This is a genomic window from Alkalispirochaeta alkalica DSM 8900, assembly GCF_000373545.1.
GTDB lineage: Bacteria > Spirochaetota > Spirochaetia > DSM-27196 > Alkalispirochaetaceae > Alkalispirochaeta > Alkalispirochaeta alkalica.
Window position 1 is genome coordinate 22,946 of record NZ_KB891697.1, and the last position, 14,748, is coordinate 37,693.

The window sequence follows — 14,748 nt, forward strand, 5'->3', positions numbered from 1 at the left end:
AGCGATGAGTACTACCAGGGGAACTCCCCGGATTCGAAGCACCACGATCGTGGCGGTCCAGCGAGGTGATGCTGTTGCAGTGGCCGGTGACGGTCAGGTTTCCATGGGGGAAGCCGTTGTAAAGGGGAACGCCCGAAAGGTCCGAACGATCTACGAGGGCCGCATCGCTGTGGGGTTTGCCGGTGCCACGGCTGACGCCTTTACACTTTTCGAGCGTTTCGAGGCCCGGATCAAGGAGTACAGCGGCGATCTGATGCGTAGTGCCGTGGAACTCGCCAAGGACTGGAGAACAGACAGGACCCTGCGTCGCCTTGAGGCAATGCTCCTGGTGGCGGACAAGCACAAGATTTTGCTTATTTCCGGTACCGGCGATGTGCTCGAGCCGGAGCACGGGGTGCTGGCGATCGGATCAGGCGGAAACTACGCCTTCGCTGCTGCCCGGGCGCTTCTGGACAATACGGATCTCCCGGCCAGGGAGATCGCCGAGCGGTCGCTGAAGATCGCCGGAGAAATCTGTGTGTACACCAACGGCCACATTACGGTGGAGGAGCTCTCGTGAAACTGGAAGATCTGACCCCGGCAGAAATTGTTGCAGAGCTGGACAAGCATATCATCGGCCAGACCAAGGCAAAAAAGGCCGTGGCCATCGCCCTCAGAAACCGGATGCGACGTCAGAAGCTCCCCGAAGAGCTGCAGAATGAGGTGGCCCCCAAAAACATTATCATGATCGGACCCACGGGTGTGGGGAAAACCGAGATAGCCCGGCGGCTCGCCCGCCTTACGGGGGCCCCCTTCGTGAAGGTGGAAGCTACCAAGTATACCGAGGTGGGCTACGTGGGCCGCGACGTGGAGTCCATGGTGCGGGACCTCATGTCGGTGGCCATCACCATGGTGAAGGAGGAACTGCGCGAGGAGGTTCGCGAAAAAGCCCAGCAGCGTACGGAAGAGCTCCTGCTGGATCTCCTGTTGCCTGGTGGCGGTCGAAGCGGTGGCGATGAGGGGCTCGAGGCCCTGGTGCCTGCCGGCGATGCCGAGGGTGATCTTGCTGCCGGTGGCGTCTCTACTCATACCCGCGAGCGCTTCCGTGCCCTGCTGCGCCAGGGAAAACTCGACGAAAAAGAGGTAGAGGTCACGCTGAGCAAGCAGGCCATGCCGGCGATCGAGATCTTCTCGGGCAGTAACGTGGAAGAGCTGGATCTTAATCTGGGAAATCTGGGCGGGCTCTTCGGTGGAAAAAAGCGAAAGCGTCGCATGACGATCAACCAGGCCCGGGATTATCTCCTGCAGGAGGAGATGGATAAGCTTGTTGACACGGAACGGGCCGCCGAGCTGGCCCGTGACAGGATCGAGAACACGGGAATCATCTTTATCGATGAGATCGACAAGATCGCCACCCGCGAGGGCCGTTCTTCCACCGACATCAGCCGCGAGGGGGTCCAGCGGGACATCCTGCCCATCGTCGAGGGCTGCCAGGTCAATACAAAGCACGGGGTGGTGGACACCTCGCACATCCTTTTTATTGCCGCTGGAGCCTTCCACATGAGTAAACCCAGCGACCTGATCCCCGAGTTGCAGGGCCGGTTTCCCCTGAGGGTAGAGCTGGAGGCGCTGGAGGCGGAAGAGTTCTACCGGATTCTTACCCAGCCCAAGAACGCCCTGATCCGGCAATACCGGGAACTTCTGCTCACCGAAGGGGTGAATCTGGAGTTCGAGGACGAGGCGATCCGGGATCTCTCCCGTATTGCCGCCGATGTGAACAGCCGGACCGAAAACATCGGGGCCCGTCGGCTCCAGACGATAATGGAGCTTTTGCTGGAGGAGGTCTCCTTCAATGCTCCCGACCTTGCAGGACAGACGATTCCTGTGACCCGGCAGTACGTGCAGGACCGCCTGGCCGACGTGGTGGAAGATCAGGATTTGAGCCGTTACATCCTGTAACGGGGTGCCGGCGGGGCGAATAAGTTCCGGCGGGGGTAATCAACCCGGCGGGAACGGCCGATGATAGGAAAGAGGAATCTGAAGATGTGGAGAAGGAGTTGGTTATGATCGAAGGGACGAGCCTGGGCAGGCAACTTGATATCCTGCACCGGTCCATGGATGCGAGTTTACTGCGCCAGAACGTGATAGCGAACAATATCGCCAACGCAAATACACCCAACTTCAAGCGGAGTGACCTGAACTTTGAATCCCGCCTGGCCTATGCGCTGGAGAGCTCTGCCCGCAAACCCCGTTTTCAGGAGCGGATCACCCACGATCGGCACATCCCCTTCCACAAGCCCCTGGACTATCGTGATGTGCGTCCGCGGCGTGTTCTGGATTTTGCCACAACGGCCAAAAATAACGGCAATAATGTGGATATCGACGTAGAGTCCATGGACCTGATGAATAATCAGCTCGCCTACCAGATGATGACCCGTTCCGTGGCAGATTCTTTTGCCCGGATCAATCTGATTCTGCGGTAAGGNTTTTCAGGAGTGATGTATGGGACTTTTTTCCAGTATTAACACAGCGGCTTCGGGGTTGACGGCCCAGCGTCTTCGCCAGGATGTAATCGCCGACAACATCGCCAACGCCAACACGACTCGTACCACCGAGGGCGGACCCTACCGGCGTTCCCGGGTCGTGCTGAGGCCCCGAACCGAGGGGGTCTCCTGGCGAAGCCCCTTTGTTCCCCGTCCTCTGGACGAAGGTGTGGGGAAGGGGGTTCGTGTTACGAGCGTGGAAAAGGACATGGACGCCGAGTTGCGTCTCGTCTACGATCCTACCCATCCCGATGCGATCCAGAGCGGACCTCGTGAAGGCTACGTGGAGTACCCCAACGTGACGATCGTGAGCGAGATGGTGGATCTGATCGACGCCTCACGGGCCTACGAGGCCAACGTTGCGGTGGTGAACGGTGCCCGAACCATGTTTCAGCGGGCGCTGGAGATCGGGCGCTAGCCCCGGAAGGATAGGCCATGAGTATCATGAATCCGGCGGGAATGAACCGCCAGGCCCTGCAGGTTGCCCGGACTCACCAAAATCATCTGCCGGGGCGCACCGAGCCACTTCAGTCCCGGGGAGAACCGGCTGATTTCAGGGACGCGCTCCTGCGAGGTCTGGAAGATGTGAATGCCCACCAGAAGGCTCACGAGGAGCTTTCGGTGCAGGCTATTGTGCGTCCCGAAAGCGTCGATGCCCACGATCTTACCATCGCGGCAGCNAAGGCCAACACGTCCTTGAGTATTGCAAAAAACGTGGTAGACCGGGTTATCCAGGCCTACCGGGACATAACCAGTTTGCGCTAGCCTCCTGTTCGGAGTGCCCGGAAAGGATGTCCGGGGAGAAGGATGTCCGGGATGAAGGATGTCCGGAGAGAAGACGTAACAGGGTGTGGCGGGTTTGCTGATCGGCAGCGGCAACCTCGCCGGGGAGCACCGTAAGGGGAGGGGAAGATGAAAGAAATGTTTGCACGTCTGAAAGAACGGGTTCAGACTCTCTGGGGGCAGTGGAAGACACCGCAAAAGCTCATGTTCGGCGGAATCGTGGCGGTAACGCTGGTTGCGCTGGTGATGCTGGCGGTCTTCAGCGCCTCCCCCACCCAGGTTCCACTCCTGCGGCGACCCGTGACGGACCCGCAGCAGCTCAACGATATTGCGAACCGCCTGGATCAGGAAAACGTCTCCTACACCATTACTCCCGATAACCGGATCATGCTCGACGACGAACAGACGGCGCAGCGCATGCGGGCGATCCTGACGAGGGAGGATCTGATCCCTTCGGGAACAGACCCCTGGGAACTCTTCGATGTGGAGCGCTGGACCCTGACCGATTTCGAGCGGAACGTGAACCTGCGCAGAAGTATCACCCGGCAGATGGAGCGGCACATNACCGCCCTGAGCGATGTTGATGCGGCCAGCGTCTCCATCGTCCTGCCCGAGCGCCAGCTCTTTACCTCGGAACAGAATCCCGTGACCGCCTCGGTGATCATAACCCCCAGGCCGGGAAGCGATATCAGGGAGAATCGGAAGAAAATTCAGGGTATTGAAAAACTGATTCAGTTCGGTGTCGAGGGGTTGCGGGCAGAGCACATCACCATTACCGATCCCTCGGGTGTGGTACTCAACGATTTTCAGAGCCTCCAGGAGTTTGATCGTCTTGAGTTGACCCGGCGCGAGCTGGCGATCATCCGGGAGCAGGAGACGCTCTACCGTCAGGCGATTGTGAACGCCCTGGCGGAGATCTTCGGTCGCCATCGCGTGCAGGTGGTGAATATCAACGTCGACATGGACATGGGAAAGCGCACGGAGGAGACCGAGGAATTCTTCCCGATCATCACCGTCCCCAATAATCCGAATACTCCCTTTGACGAGACGGAGTTCGTTCTCTCGATCCCCCGTTCGCGTGAACGGGTCGACGAGAAGTACGAGGGAACCGGCTTTAATCCCCAGGGCCCTCCCGGAATGGAGGGGCAGACACCCCCGGCCTACCGGGATCTGGAGGGCCTGGTGGGGCGATGGTCCAACGAAGAGGACCGGACAAATTACGAGATCAATACGCGCCGGACCATGGAAGAAAAAAGCCCCTCCATCGAACGAATCACCGCCAGTGTGGCCATCGATGGAACCTGGCGATGGGTCTACGACGATCGGGGGAACGTGAAGACCAACCCCGACGGAAGCATCCAGCGGGAATATACCCCCGTTGGATCGGAAGAGCTGCAGGCTGCCCGGGAACTGGTGGAACACGCCGTGGGTTTCAGCGACCGGCGCCGTGACGCTGTGAGCGTGCGGCATCTTCAGTTTGACCGGAGCGCCCAGTTCCAGGAAGAGGACGAGCGGTTCCGGCGGCAGCGTCAGGTCCAGATGATCGTCCTCTATGTTCTGGTGAGTATCGCGGTTATTCTGGTCTCCTTTATCGTGTTTCGTCTGGTTTCCCGCGAGATCGAGCGGCGGCGCCGCCTCCGGGAGGAGGAACTCGCACGGCAGCATCAGGCCATGCGGGAAGCTGCCCTGCGGAGCGCCGAGGAAGAGAGCGCCGAAGTGGAGATGTCCGTGGAAGAACGGACACGGATGGAGCTGGAAGAGATGGCTATCAATATGGCCCGGGAGCATCCCGAGGACGTGGCTCAGCTCGTCCGGACCTGGCTCGCGGAGGAGTAGAAGGATATGGCGAAACAGCAGGCAGCGCAGGGATCCGCAGCAGCCGGGGGAGGCCTTGTTGGTGGCGGGGCCGCAACGGGGGGCGGAAAGCGCAAGAAAGATCTCTCGGGGCGGCAGAAAGCTGCAGTTTTTCTGGTAACCCTGGGGAGCGAGATCTCCAGCGAGATTTTCAAGCACCTCCGGGAGGACGAGATCGAGACCCTGACCTTCGAGATCGCCCGAATGGAGAATTTCGGCAACGAGGAGAAGGAATCAGTCCTGCAGGAGTTCCAGGAACTCATGATGGCCCAGGACTTTATCAACTCCGGGGGTATCGAGTACGCTCGGGAGCTTCTGGAGAAATCCCTGGGTTCCCAGAAGGCCGTGGACATCATAAACCGGCTTACCACGAGTTTGCAGGTGCGGCCCTTTGATTTTATCCGCCGGACAGACCCCACCCATCTGCTGAACTTCATTCAGCAGGAGCATCCCCAGACGATAGCCCTGATTCTGGCTTATCTGGAGCCCCAGAAGGCCAGTGTTATCCTGGGAAGCCTTCCCAACGAGATCCAGTCGGACGTGGCAAAGAGGATCGCCACCATGGACCGGACCTCCCCCGAGACGCTCCGGGAGGTTGAGCGGGTTCTCGAAAAGAAGCTCGCCTCGATCTCCAGCGAGGATTATTCCGTCGCCGGTGGTGTAGAGAGCATCGTGGAGATCCTCAACCTGGTGGACCGCTCCACGGAGAAAGTCATCATCGAGAGTCTGGAAGAGGAAGATCCCGAACTGGCCGAGGAAATCAAGAAGCGGATGTTCGTCTTCGAGGACATCGTTATGCTCGACGACCGGGCGATCCAGAAAGTTATGCGGGAAGTCGATACAGCCGAGCTCGGCAAGGCCCTGAAGGCAGTGGACTCCGAGGTACAGGACAAGATATTCCGTAACATGTCGAAGCGCGCTGCGGCGCTCCTGAAGGACGACATGGAGTACATGGGGCCCATCCGGATGAAGGACGTGGAAGAGAGCCAGCAGAAAATCGTCTCGATCATTCGAAAGCTCGAAGAGCAGGGCGAAATCGTCGTTGCCCGGGCCGGGGAAGACGAGCTGGTTGTCTAGGTTTCCTGAGGGGTGCCCCTGCGTTCCTTCCGGGGAAGGGGGGAAGGCAGGTTCCTGAGGGAGAGAGGTGTGCTGGAGCACGCGCGGCACGGCCCGCTGAATTCGGCCCCCGGGGAGAGGAAAAAGAAAGATGGGAAAGAACGTTTTCAGATCGGGTGAGGTTCAGTACAAGCCCCACAAGGTATTTCTCCAGCCCCCGAGGCCGGTTATCCCCCATCACAGGACCCCTCTTCCTGTGGAGACCCTCGATGAGGTCGATGAAGTTGAGAGCGTTGAGGACTACACGGGCCCCTCGGCTGATGACTTGCGGCGCGAGGCCGAGGCCTTCAAGGAGCAGTGGGAGCAGGAACGGGAGGAGATGATCAGCAGCGCCCGGGCCGAGGCGGAAGAAATTCTTCACAAGGCGGAGGAGGAGGCCTTCCGGCAGATCCGGGACAAGACCGAGCAGGCCGCAGAGGAACGCCGACGGGCCAGCGAGGAGGCCGATGCTACCCGTGCTGCGGCCCAGGCCGAGGCCGAGCGAATCATCGCCGAAGCCGAGTCCAGGAGCCAGACCATCGAGGCCGAAGCGGCCCGCAGGGGCCACCAGGAGGGTCGGGAAGCGGGAATCCAGGAAGGCCTCGGGGAACTCCAGCGCGTGATCGACCGTTTCCATCTGGTTCTCTCCAAGGCTATCGAGCGCCGGAACGAGATCATCCAGGAGAGCGAGTCCCAGGTGGTTGCCCTGGTGTTGAGCATCGCCAAGAAGGTGATCAAGGTGATCAGTGAACACCAGAAGAACGTGGTGATCAACAATATTTCCCAGTCCCTTCAAAAACTTCAGCAAAAAAGCGATATCCTGGTCCGGGTCAACCTGGCCGATCTGCCGCTGGTTACCAGTCACCGCGAAGAGATCCTTCGCATGGCTGAACGGGTGAAACACGTCACCATCGCCGAGGATACCTCGGTTGATCCGGGAGGGTGCATCATCGAAACCGATTTCGGCGAGATCGACGCGCGCATCAGTTCGCAACTTCGGGAGATCGAGGACCGCATCCTCGAGATGGTCCCGATCAAAAATCGTCCCAAACGCCCGGGAGGATCGGGGTGAGAGGAGCTGAGCGGTCATGTCGATAGAGTTTCTGGAAAAGTATCAGGCTCTCGTTGACCAGACCGAAACGATCCGGCAGATCGGTCGTGTCCAGGCCGTGGAAGGNCTCCGGATCGAAAGCCTTGGACCCCANGCCCGGGTGGGTGAGCTCTGTCAGATACACATCTCGGGCACAGGCCAGACTGTCCTGTCCGAGGTGGTGGGAGCCCGGGAGGGGATCATCCAGCTGGCCCCCTACGCGGAAATCGAGGGGATCGAGGTGGGGAACCCCGTGGTCGGCCTGGGCGAGACCCTGAGCGTATCCGTGGGAGATCAGCTTCTGGGGAGAGTCCTGGACGGTCTGGGGAATCCCCTGGACGGTCTGGGTGATATAGCCGGTGTCCGCCGTTATCCGGCGATCCGGCGTCCCCCGGACGTGCTGAGCCGGCGTCCCATTCAGGAGCAGATCGAGACGGGCATTCGGGCGATCGACGGTCTCATCCCCACGGGCAAGGGACAGCGCCTGGGTATCTTCAGCGGAAGCGGTGTGGGGAAATCCACCCTGATCGGGATGATCGCCCGGAACACCTCGGCCGATGTGAACGTGATAGCCCTGATCGGCGAGCGGGGCAGAGAGGTCCGGGAGTTCATCGAGAACGATCTGGGCGAGGAAGGGCTTGCCCGGAGCGTTGTGGTGGTCTCTACCTCGGATACCCCCGCCCTGGCCCGTCTCAGGGCCGCCTACGTGGCCACGGCGGTGGCCGAGTTTTTCCGGGACCAGGGACGGGATGTGATGCTCATGTTCGACTCGGTTACACGCTTCGCCCGGGCCCAGCGCGAGATCGGCCTGGCCCGGGGCGAGGGCCCTGCCTCGCGGGGGTACCCGGCGTCGGTGGATGCCGTCCTGCCCCAGCTCCTGGAACGGTGTGGAACCAGTGAAAAGGGGACGATCACCGGGTTCTACACGATTCTGGTTGAGGGCGATGANATGGACGAACCCGTTTCTGACGCCGTCCGGGGTATCCTCGATGGTCACCTCGTATTGAGTCGCGAACTGGCCCAGCGCTACCACTATCCGGCGATCGATGTTCTGGCCAGCGTGAGCCGACTGGTAAACAAGATCACCACCCCCGATCACCGCAATGCCGCAGGTGCCCTGCGGCGGCTGCTGGCAGACTACAAGGAATCGGAGGACCTGATTAATGCCGGGGTCTACGTTGCCGGGAGCAATCCCGCCATCGACGAGGCGATCCGGAAACGGCCGGTGATNCTGAAGCTGTTGCAGCAGGGGACGGACGAACGGAGTTCGATAGAGGAGACCTGTGCAGCCCTTCGGGAGATCGCAGAGATGGAGAGGGGCGATGCGTAAGTTTGCCTTTCGGCTTCAGGCGATTCTCGATATTCGCCGTCACCAGGAGGACCAGCGGCGGCTGGAGCTCGGAGCGGCCACGGCGGAGTGTTCCCGGATCACGGGAGAAATCGGGAAGCGCCGCGACCTGTGTCGGCGAACCCTTACCCTGGCTGAACCCGGAGCCCGTCTTGAGGATACGGGCTACCGCATGGCGCAGGCCNCCTACGCCCTGCGCCTGCGCCGGGAGGAAGNGATCCTCCTGAAAGAGCTGGAACGCGCCGAGGCAGCGCGCCAGGAGGCTGCCCTGCGCTATCAGGAGGCCCGCCGCGCTGCCGACGTCCTGGACCGGTTGCGGGAGCGCCGTGCCGATGTCTATCGNCGGGANCAGCTTCGGGAAGAACAGAACAGGCTCGACGAGATCGTNATGAGCCGGAGGATGGGTCATGGCAGCACGCTATAGCAGAATGGGAGCGCTTCCACAGATCCTGCTCCTTATGCTTCTTGTACTGGGGCTTACCGTGGGAGGGCTGCTCTGGTTCGATTATCTCGGGTTGATCGACACCCGTGACTCCTTTGCTCCCNTGCTGCGTCTGGTGGGNCGGGAGACGCGCCAGGTCTTCGACGAGCCCGATGACATTATGCTCATGGACCGGTTGCGCCTCGAGGCTTTTCAGGAGGCCCTCCGNCTGCAGGCCGAAGAGCTGTCGCTCCANCGGGACCGGCTCGCCTCGTATGAGCAGGATCTGGAAAAACGGGAGCANGAACTGGCTGCTGCAGAAAAAGAAATGGAAGAACGCGAAGTTTCGCTCAATGAACGGCTCCGGGCGTACGAAAATAGAAGAGCAGTGCTTGAGCAGAACTCGCGGTATCTCACGAGTATGCGGCCCGCCGAGGCGGTGGAGATCCTGAAGGGCTACGACGATCANTTAATGATCGAGACCTTCCGGGTAACGGAAGAGCTTGCAGCCCAGGCCGGCCAGATGTCGCTGGTCTCGGTGTGGCTCTCGAGTTTGCCCCCCGAGCGGGCTGCCGATATACAGCGGAAGATGACGCTTCGGCCTGACGAATAATACGGAGGAGGTGCCCAGGACGTGCACATCATTGCACCGATGGCAACGCCAGGTGGTATCGCTTCAGGAGGATCTCCCGGGGATTATCTGCGGGGGCACCAGGAGCAGGAAACCTCTTTTGCAGAGTACTTGCAAACCATTTCCCGTCGTCCCGATGCCAGTCATTCCGATGCCCGGTCTGAAGCGGCCGGGAGCACCGATTCTTCCAGAGCCGATATCGAGAGCCCCGTTGCCACTGAACGGAACGAGCCCCCGGCAGAAGATCAAGAAGAATACAAAACAGCTCGTGAAAGCGGGAGCCTGTCCCGACAAAGCAGAACCGGTGACTCCGGCCCTTCCGGAAAAGAGAGAAGCCAGGTCTCCTCTCGGGACGCGAAGGGGCCGGAAGAATCGGGGCGCCCCGCCCCTGGAAGGGAGAGCGGGGTCGTTTCCCTGGAAGGGCTCCCCGAGGAGGGGCTCCGCTCCTTCGGAAAGAGCCGGGAAGAGGGGGATGCCCGAGAGGGCGAGCGCGATCCCTCCCGGGAGGATCTCCTGTCGGCCCTGGCCGGTCTGCAANACCCCGTTGATCCCGACCAGTCCGAATCGAGGGGGGCAGCAAAGACCCAGGCCGGGGAGACCGATCGGGCCGTATCCCGTCGTGGCGAGGGCTCGGGCCGTGAAGGTAGAGGAGCTGCCCCTCGGGATGGAGTTTCCCGGAACGGTCTTGCCCGGGGTGGAGCTGATACCTCCGATGGGGAAGGAACATCTGCAGGCGAAAAGATCCATCCCGGCGAGGATGCCGATGCCGATGCCGGTGATCGTGTCGGTCGGGATCACCCCGGAGACAAGGCTCTTCGGGCCGGGGCGGCCCAGGAAGGAATGGCCGGAGAGAACAGGCTGGCCCGGGGTGAGTCTTCGGCCCGGGGAGCGGTAGAGCCCCTTTCCGGTGCGGTGACGGAGCGTAGCCGTAACTCTTCCGGGCCCAGGGACGGACGGGTACAACTGCCTTCCGGAGAGCAACTCGCCACCGGCAACGAGCGGGCGCGAAGTCGACGCAGCGGCGAGTCACGGGATCAGCAGGGAGGACACCAGGACCGGGATGCCCTGGTTCGTGAGATGGTGGTGAATCTCTCGGAGGAATCAGCGGGAGAAGACTCCTCCCCATCCCCGGAGGGGCGGGATTTTTCCGTTCGCCTCGATACCGCCGTATCCACCCAGGATCGGGGAGCTCCCTCGATTCAGGAGGCCACGGCGACCCTCGCCAGGCGCCTGAACGGTTCCCTGGGCGATTCGATCGTCCGGCAGGCCGAAGTAATGATGAAAGATGCCGACCGGGCAGAGATTCGCCTGGTGATTCGCCCCCCCGAGCTCGGGAGAGTACGAATCCAGTTACAGATGGAACAGGGGCATATAGCCGGGCGAATTCTTGTCGATAATCAAAGCGTGCGTCAGGTGGTGGAGCAAAATCTGGCAGCCCTGGAACGGGCCTTCGCCGAGGCGGGGCTGGAGATGGGATCCCTGGAGGTCAGCAGTGGCGATGCCCGGCAGCAGGGTGATCAGACTGCCCGGGGCAAGGAAGACCGGGAAACCGGTTCTACNNANNNNGCAGAGATTCGCCTGGTGATTCGCCCCCCCGAGCTCGGGAGAGTACGAATCCAGTTACAGATGGAACAGGGTCATATAGCCGGGCGGATTCTTGTCGATAATCAAAGCGTGCGCCAGGTGGTGGAGCAGAATCTGGCAGCCCTGGAACGGGCCTTTGCCGAGGCGGGGCTGGAGATGGGATCCCTGGAGGTCAGCAGCGGCGATGCCCGGCAGCAGGGTGATCAGACTGCCCGGGGCAAGGAAAACCGGGAAACCGGTTCCTCCCGCAGGGAGGTGGCGGAGGCTCTGGGCAAGAGTGTTCAGGACGCTGGCAGCTACGATTACGGCCTTCGCCGGATAAACCTGGTTGCCTGAGGCCGCTCGCCGGGCCCCTGATCCAGGAAGGAGCAGAGTATGGATATTTCGATGACGATGAATGCAACAGACACCTCCCGGGTTCGATCCCAGGCCGATGCCTTTAACCGGGCCCTGTCCGGAGCACAGGGATCGGGTCAGGAGCTTGGGCGAGACGATTTTCTCAAGATTCTTCTCACCCAGCTTCAGAACCAGGACCCCACGAACCCCATGGAGGACAAGGAGTTCATTGCCCAGATGGCGCAATTTTCCGCCCTGGAGCAGATGACCAACGTGGCCTCGGGGTTTCGCGAGCTGAACGAGAGCCTCGTGGCCGACCGGGCCGTACAGGTTCTGGGAAGGACCGTGGAGATAGCCCAGGGGAGCCAGACCACGAGGGGAACCGTCTCGGCGGTCACCCAGGGAAGTGTCCCCCAGATCACGGTGAATGATCAGACCTACGATTATTCCGAGATCCAGAGGATCCTGAATTGATAATGATGACACCGGCGCCGATGAAGGCAATGCCGGCAAAGGTAATACTGGTGAAGGTAATACCAGTGAAGATGACGCCANTGNANGTGATACCAGTGAAGAAGTCGACCGAGAGGAGAGCACCCCTATGATGCGTTCATTGTATTCAGGCGTTTCGGGCCTGCAAAATCATCAGACACGAATGGATGTGATTGGAAACAACATATCCAACGTCAACACCACGGGGTTCAAGCGCGGCAGGGTCAACTTCCAGGACATGATCTCCCAGATGATGCAGGGCCCGGCCCGGCCGGGNGAGCGTGTCGGAGGAGTCAACCCCCAGCAGGTGGGGCTTGGTATGCAGGTGGCTACCATCGATACCCTCCATACCCAGGGATCGCTCCAGACCACGGGGGTCAAGAGCGACCTGGCGATCCAGGGCGAGGGCTTCTTTGTGCTTCGTGCCGGTGAAGAGAACTACTACACCCGGGCCGGAGCCTTCGGGCTCGATGCCCAGGGGAACCTGGTGAACCCCGCCAGCGGAATGCGGGTCCAGGGCTGGCAGGCCCAGACCGTAGACGGTCAGACCATGGTGAACACCTCGGCCCGTGTGGAGGACCTGGTCATCCCCGTGGGGAGCAAGGATCCGGCCCAGGCGACCTCCGAGGTCTTTCTGGCCTCGAACCTGAACAAGAATACCCCGCTGATCCCGGAGGACGCCACGGACGCCCAGATTATGGAAGGGACCTGGACAGCCGAGTACGACATTTACGACTCCTTCGGAAATACCCACACCCTGCGGATCGATTTTACCCGCAACCCCGACGCCGAGAACCAGTGGATCGCCACCACCACCCTGGCCCCCGAGGGCGACGAGGTGATCCCCCAGCAGCTCTCTGTGGGCGGTGTGGACAGCCTTGACGGANGCACCTTCATTATCGAGTTTGCGAACGACGGAACCCTGCAGTCGGTGCAGAACGCCGAGGGCGGCCTCGTGAACGACGATGATCTGGGGGTCCAGGTGACCTTCGAGGTTCCCCGTAGCAGTATCCCTCTGGACCCCGAGACGGGACTCCCCCTGGATGAGGTGGAAGTTCAGACCTTCAACCTGAATCTGGGCAGGGCCGGAGCCTTTGTGGACAGCATGACCCAGTACGCCTCGGAGAGCTCCACCAAGGTCTTCAACCAGAACGGTTTCACCATGGGCTATCTGGAAGATTACCGGATCGATCAGAGCGGAATCATCACGGGAATCTATTCCAACGGAAACAACCGGACCCTGGGGCAGGTTGCCCTGGCCTCCTTTACCAACCCCGGAGGGCTGGAAAAAACGGGGGAGACCAACTTTCAGGTTTCCATAAACAGCGGTCTTCCCGATATCGCTCCCGTGGGAGTTGCGGGNAAAGGAACGGTCATCGCCGGGGCACTGGAGATGAGCAACGTGGACCTCTCGGAGCAGTTCACCGACATGATCGTCACCCAGCGCGGATTTCAGGCGAACAGCAAGACTATCCAGACAGCAGACCAGTTGTTGCAGGAAGTCTTAACACTGAAGCGCTAAAGGGAGTACCTTGATCAGCGATGATTGAACTGACACGATTGGACGGGCGGGTGTTTCACGTGAACCCTCATCATATTGAGTACGTGGAACTGAATCCCGATACCACCCTGGTCATGCTCTCCGGCAAGCGTCTGGTGGTCAGCGAGGACTACCAGACGCTCTTCCGGCGCATCGTCGAGTATCGGCGCATGATCGGTCTGTTCAAGAACGAGGAGTAGGGCTGATGGATCTGGGAACAATAATCGGAATTACTACCGGGATAGTAATGGTTTCTGTGGGAATCATTCTCGGTGGTGTGGGGATCGGTCCCTACATAAGCATAGACTCTGTCCTCATTACTCTCCTGGGATCCTTCGGAGCCATGATGGTGGCAAACCCCTTGAGCCGCATGCTGGGGATCACCGGGTATCTCCGCCACGTCTTTACCGTGACAACCTGGAACGAGGAAGAGCTGATCAGTCAGCTGGTCTCCTTCTCCGACCGGGCGCGCAAGGAGGGCCTGCTGGCCCTGGAAGACAACCTGGACGCCGTGGAAGACGAGTTCATGCGCAAGGGCATCCAGCTCGTGGTGGACGGAACGGACCCGGATATCATCAAGCGCATTCTCTACGCTGATCTGGACCAGCTTCAGGAGCGGCACGCCACGGGTATCAAGGTCTTCGACGACTGGTCCAAGATCGCTCCCGCCTTCGGCATGATCGGAACCCTGGTAGGGCTCATCGCGATGCTCGGGAATATCGGTGGTGACGCAACGGCCATCGGTCGGGGTATGCAGACGGCGCTTATCACCACGCTCTACGGGTCGTTTTTTGCAAACCTCTTTCTCATTCCCATGAAGAGCAAGCTGGAAGACCGGGACAAGGAGGAAAGCCGGGTAAAGGAGATCGTTATCGAGGGGGTTCTCTCGATCCAGAGCGGTGACAACCCCAGGATTCTCCTGGAAAAACTTGTTTCCTTTCTTCCTCCGGGGCAGCGTCAGGCTGTGCGGAGCGAGAGCGGTGCCGACTAGGGGAGGCAGTGAAGAAGGTGATGCACACCGCAGGACGCGAAGAGACCGATAAGCAACAGGC

The 14,748-nt window shown here is 60.5% G+C and carries 16 protein-coding genes; all 16 read left to right on the top strand.

Annotation, left to right across the window (positions count from 1 at the left end; genetic code table 11):
* Positions 1-4: 4 nt before the first annotated feature.
* The 16 genes from hslV to B071_RS0104720 all read left to right on the top strand — a co-directional run bounded on the left by hslV (position 5) and on the right by B071_RS0104720 (position 14,687).
* Positions 5-559, top strand: coding sequence for an ATP-dependent protease subunit HslV (hslV, locus tag B071_RS0104645; protein ID WP_051075259.1), 555 nt, complete (start codon positions 5-7; stop codon positions 557-559).
* On the top strand, positions 556-1,938 hold the full coding sequence (hslU, locus tag B071_RS0104650; RefSeq protein ID WP_018525943.1) for an ATP-dependent protease ATPase subunit HslU: 1,383 nt from the start codon (positions 556-558) through the stop codon (positions 1,936-1,938). Before hslV ends, hslU begins: the two co-directional genes overlap by 4 nt.
* A 104-nt stretch (positions 1,939-2,042) precedes the next feature.
* A complete protein-coding gene (flgB, locus tag B071_RS0104655) occupies positions 2,043-2,462 on the top strand; it encodes a flagellar basal body rod protein FlgB (RefSeq protein WP_018525944.1) in 420 nt (139 codons plus the stop codon).
* Between the two features lie 19 nt (positions 2,463-2,481).
* Positions 2,482-2,940, top strand: a complete 459-nt coding sequence (flgC, locus tag B071_RS0104660) for a flagellar basal body rod protein FlgC (protein ID WP_018525945.1) — start codon at positions 2,482-2,484, stop codon at positions 2,938-2,940.
* A gap of 41 nt (positions 2,941-2,981) precedes the next feature.
* Entirely contained in the window at positions 2,982-3,287 is a 306-nt protein-coding gene (fliE, locus tag B071_RS18250) for a flagellar hook-basal body complex protein FliE (protein ID WP_438829569.1), read from the top strand.
* Between the two features lie 156 nt (positions 3,288-3,443).
* Positions 3,444-5,141 (top strand): flagellar basal-body MS-ring/collar protein FliF, encoded by a 1,698-nt coding sequence (gene fliF, locus B071_RS0104670; RefSeq protein ID WP_498365796.1) that lies wholly within the window; start codon positions 3,444-3,446, stop codon positions 5,139-5,141.
* A 6-nt stretch (positions 5,142-5,147) separates the two neighbouring features.
* Positions 5,148-6,236 (top strand): flagellar motor switch protein FliG, encoded by a 1,089-nt coding sequence (gene fliG, locus B071_RS0104675; RefSeq protein WP_018525948.1) that lies wholly within the window; start codon positions 5,148-5,150, stop codon positions 6,234-6,236.
* A gap of 130 nt (positions 6,237-6,366) precedes the next feature.
* Positions 6,367-7,326 carry a flagellar assembly protein FliH gene (gene fliH / locus B071_RS0104680; RefSeq protein ID WP_018525949.1) on the top strand — a complete coding sequence of 320 codons (960 nt, stop codon included), beginning with the start codon at positions 6,367-6,369 and terminating at the stop codon, positions 7,324-7,326.
* 16 nt (positions 7,327-7,342) lie between these two features.
* Complete coding sequence (locus tag B071_RS0104685) at positions 7,343-8,674, top strand: FliI/YscN family ATPase (RefSeq protein WP_018525950.1); 1,332 nt, start codon at positions 7,343-7,345, stop codon at positions 8,672-8,674.
* Positions 8,667-9,116 carry a flagellar FliJ family protein gene (locus B071_RS20585; protein WP_018525951.1) on the top strand — a complete coding sequence of 150 codons (450 nt, stop codon included), beginning with the start codon at positions 8,667-8,669 and terminating at the stop codon, positions 9,114-9,116. Before B071_RS0104685 ends, B071_RS20585 begins: the two co-directional genes overlap by 8 nt.
* Positions 9,117-9,120: 4 nt before the next feature.
* Positions 9,121-9,726 (top strand): periplasmic-type flagellar collar protein FlbB, encoded by a 606-nt coding sequence (locus B071_RS20240; RefSeq protein ID WP_018525952.1) that lies wholly within the window; start codon positions 9,121-9,123, stop codon positions 9,724-9,726.
* 1,296 nt (positions 9,727-11,022) lie between these two features.
* Positions 11,023-11,664, top strand: a complete 642-nt coding sequence (locus B071_RS20455; protein WP_438829570.1) for a flagellar hook-length control protein FliK — start codon at positions 11,023-11,025, stop codon at positions 11,662-11,664.
* A gap of 39 nt (positions 11,665-11,703) precedes the next feature.
* The gene (gene flgD / locus B071_RS0104705; protein WP_018525954.1) at positions 11,704-12,138 is read left to right on the top strand and encodes a flagellar hook assembly protein FlgD; all 435 of its coding nucleotides are present in this window, start codon (positions 11,704-11,706) and stop codon (positions 12,136-12,138) included.
* Positions 12,139-12,265: 127 nt separating this feature from the next.
* Positions 12,266-13,678 (top strand): flagellar hook protein FlgE, encoded by a 1,413-nt coding sequence (flgE, locus tag B071_RS0104710; RefSeq protein WP_026244984.1) that lies wholly within the window; start codon positions 12,266-12,268, stop codon positions 13,676-13,678.
* A gap of 20 nt (positions 13,679-13,698) precedes the next feature.
* Positions 13,699-13,896 (top strand): flagellar FlbD family protein, encoded by a 198-nt coding sequence (locus tag B071_RS0104715; RefSeq protein ID WP_018525956.1) that lies wholly within the window; start codon positions 13,699-13,701, stop codon positions 13,894-13,896.
* A gap of 5 nt (positions 13,897-13,901) precedes the next feature.
* Positions 13,902-14,687, top strand: coding sequence for a motility protein A (locus tag B071_RS0104720; protein WP_018525957.1), 786 nt, complete (start codon positions 13,902-13,904; stop codon positions 14,685-14,687).
* Positions 14,688-14,748 lie beyond the last annotated feature (61 nt).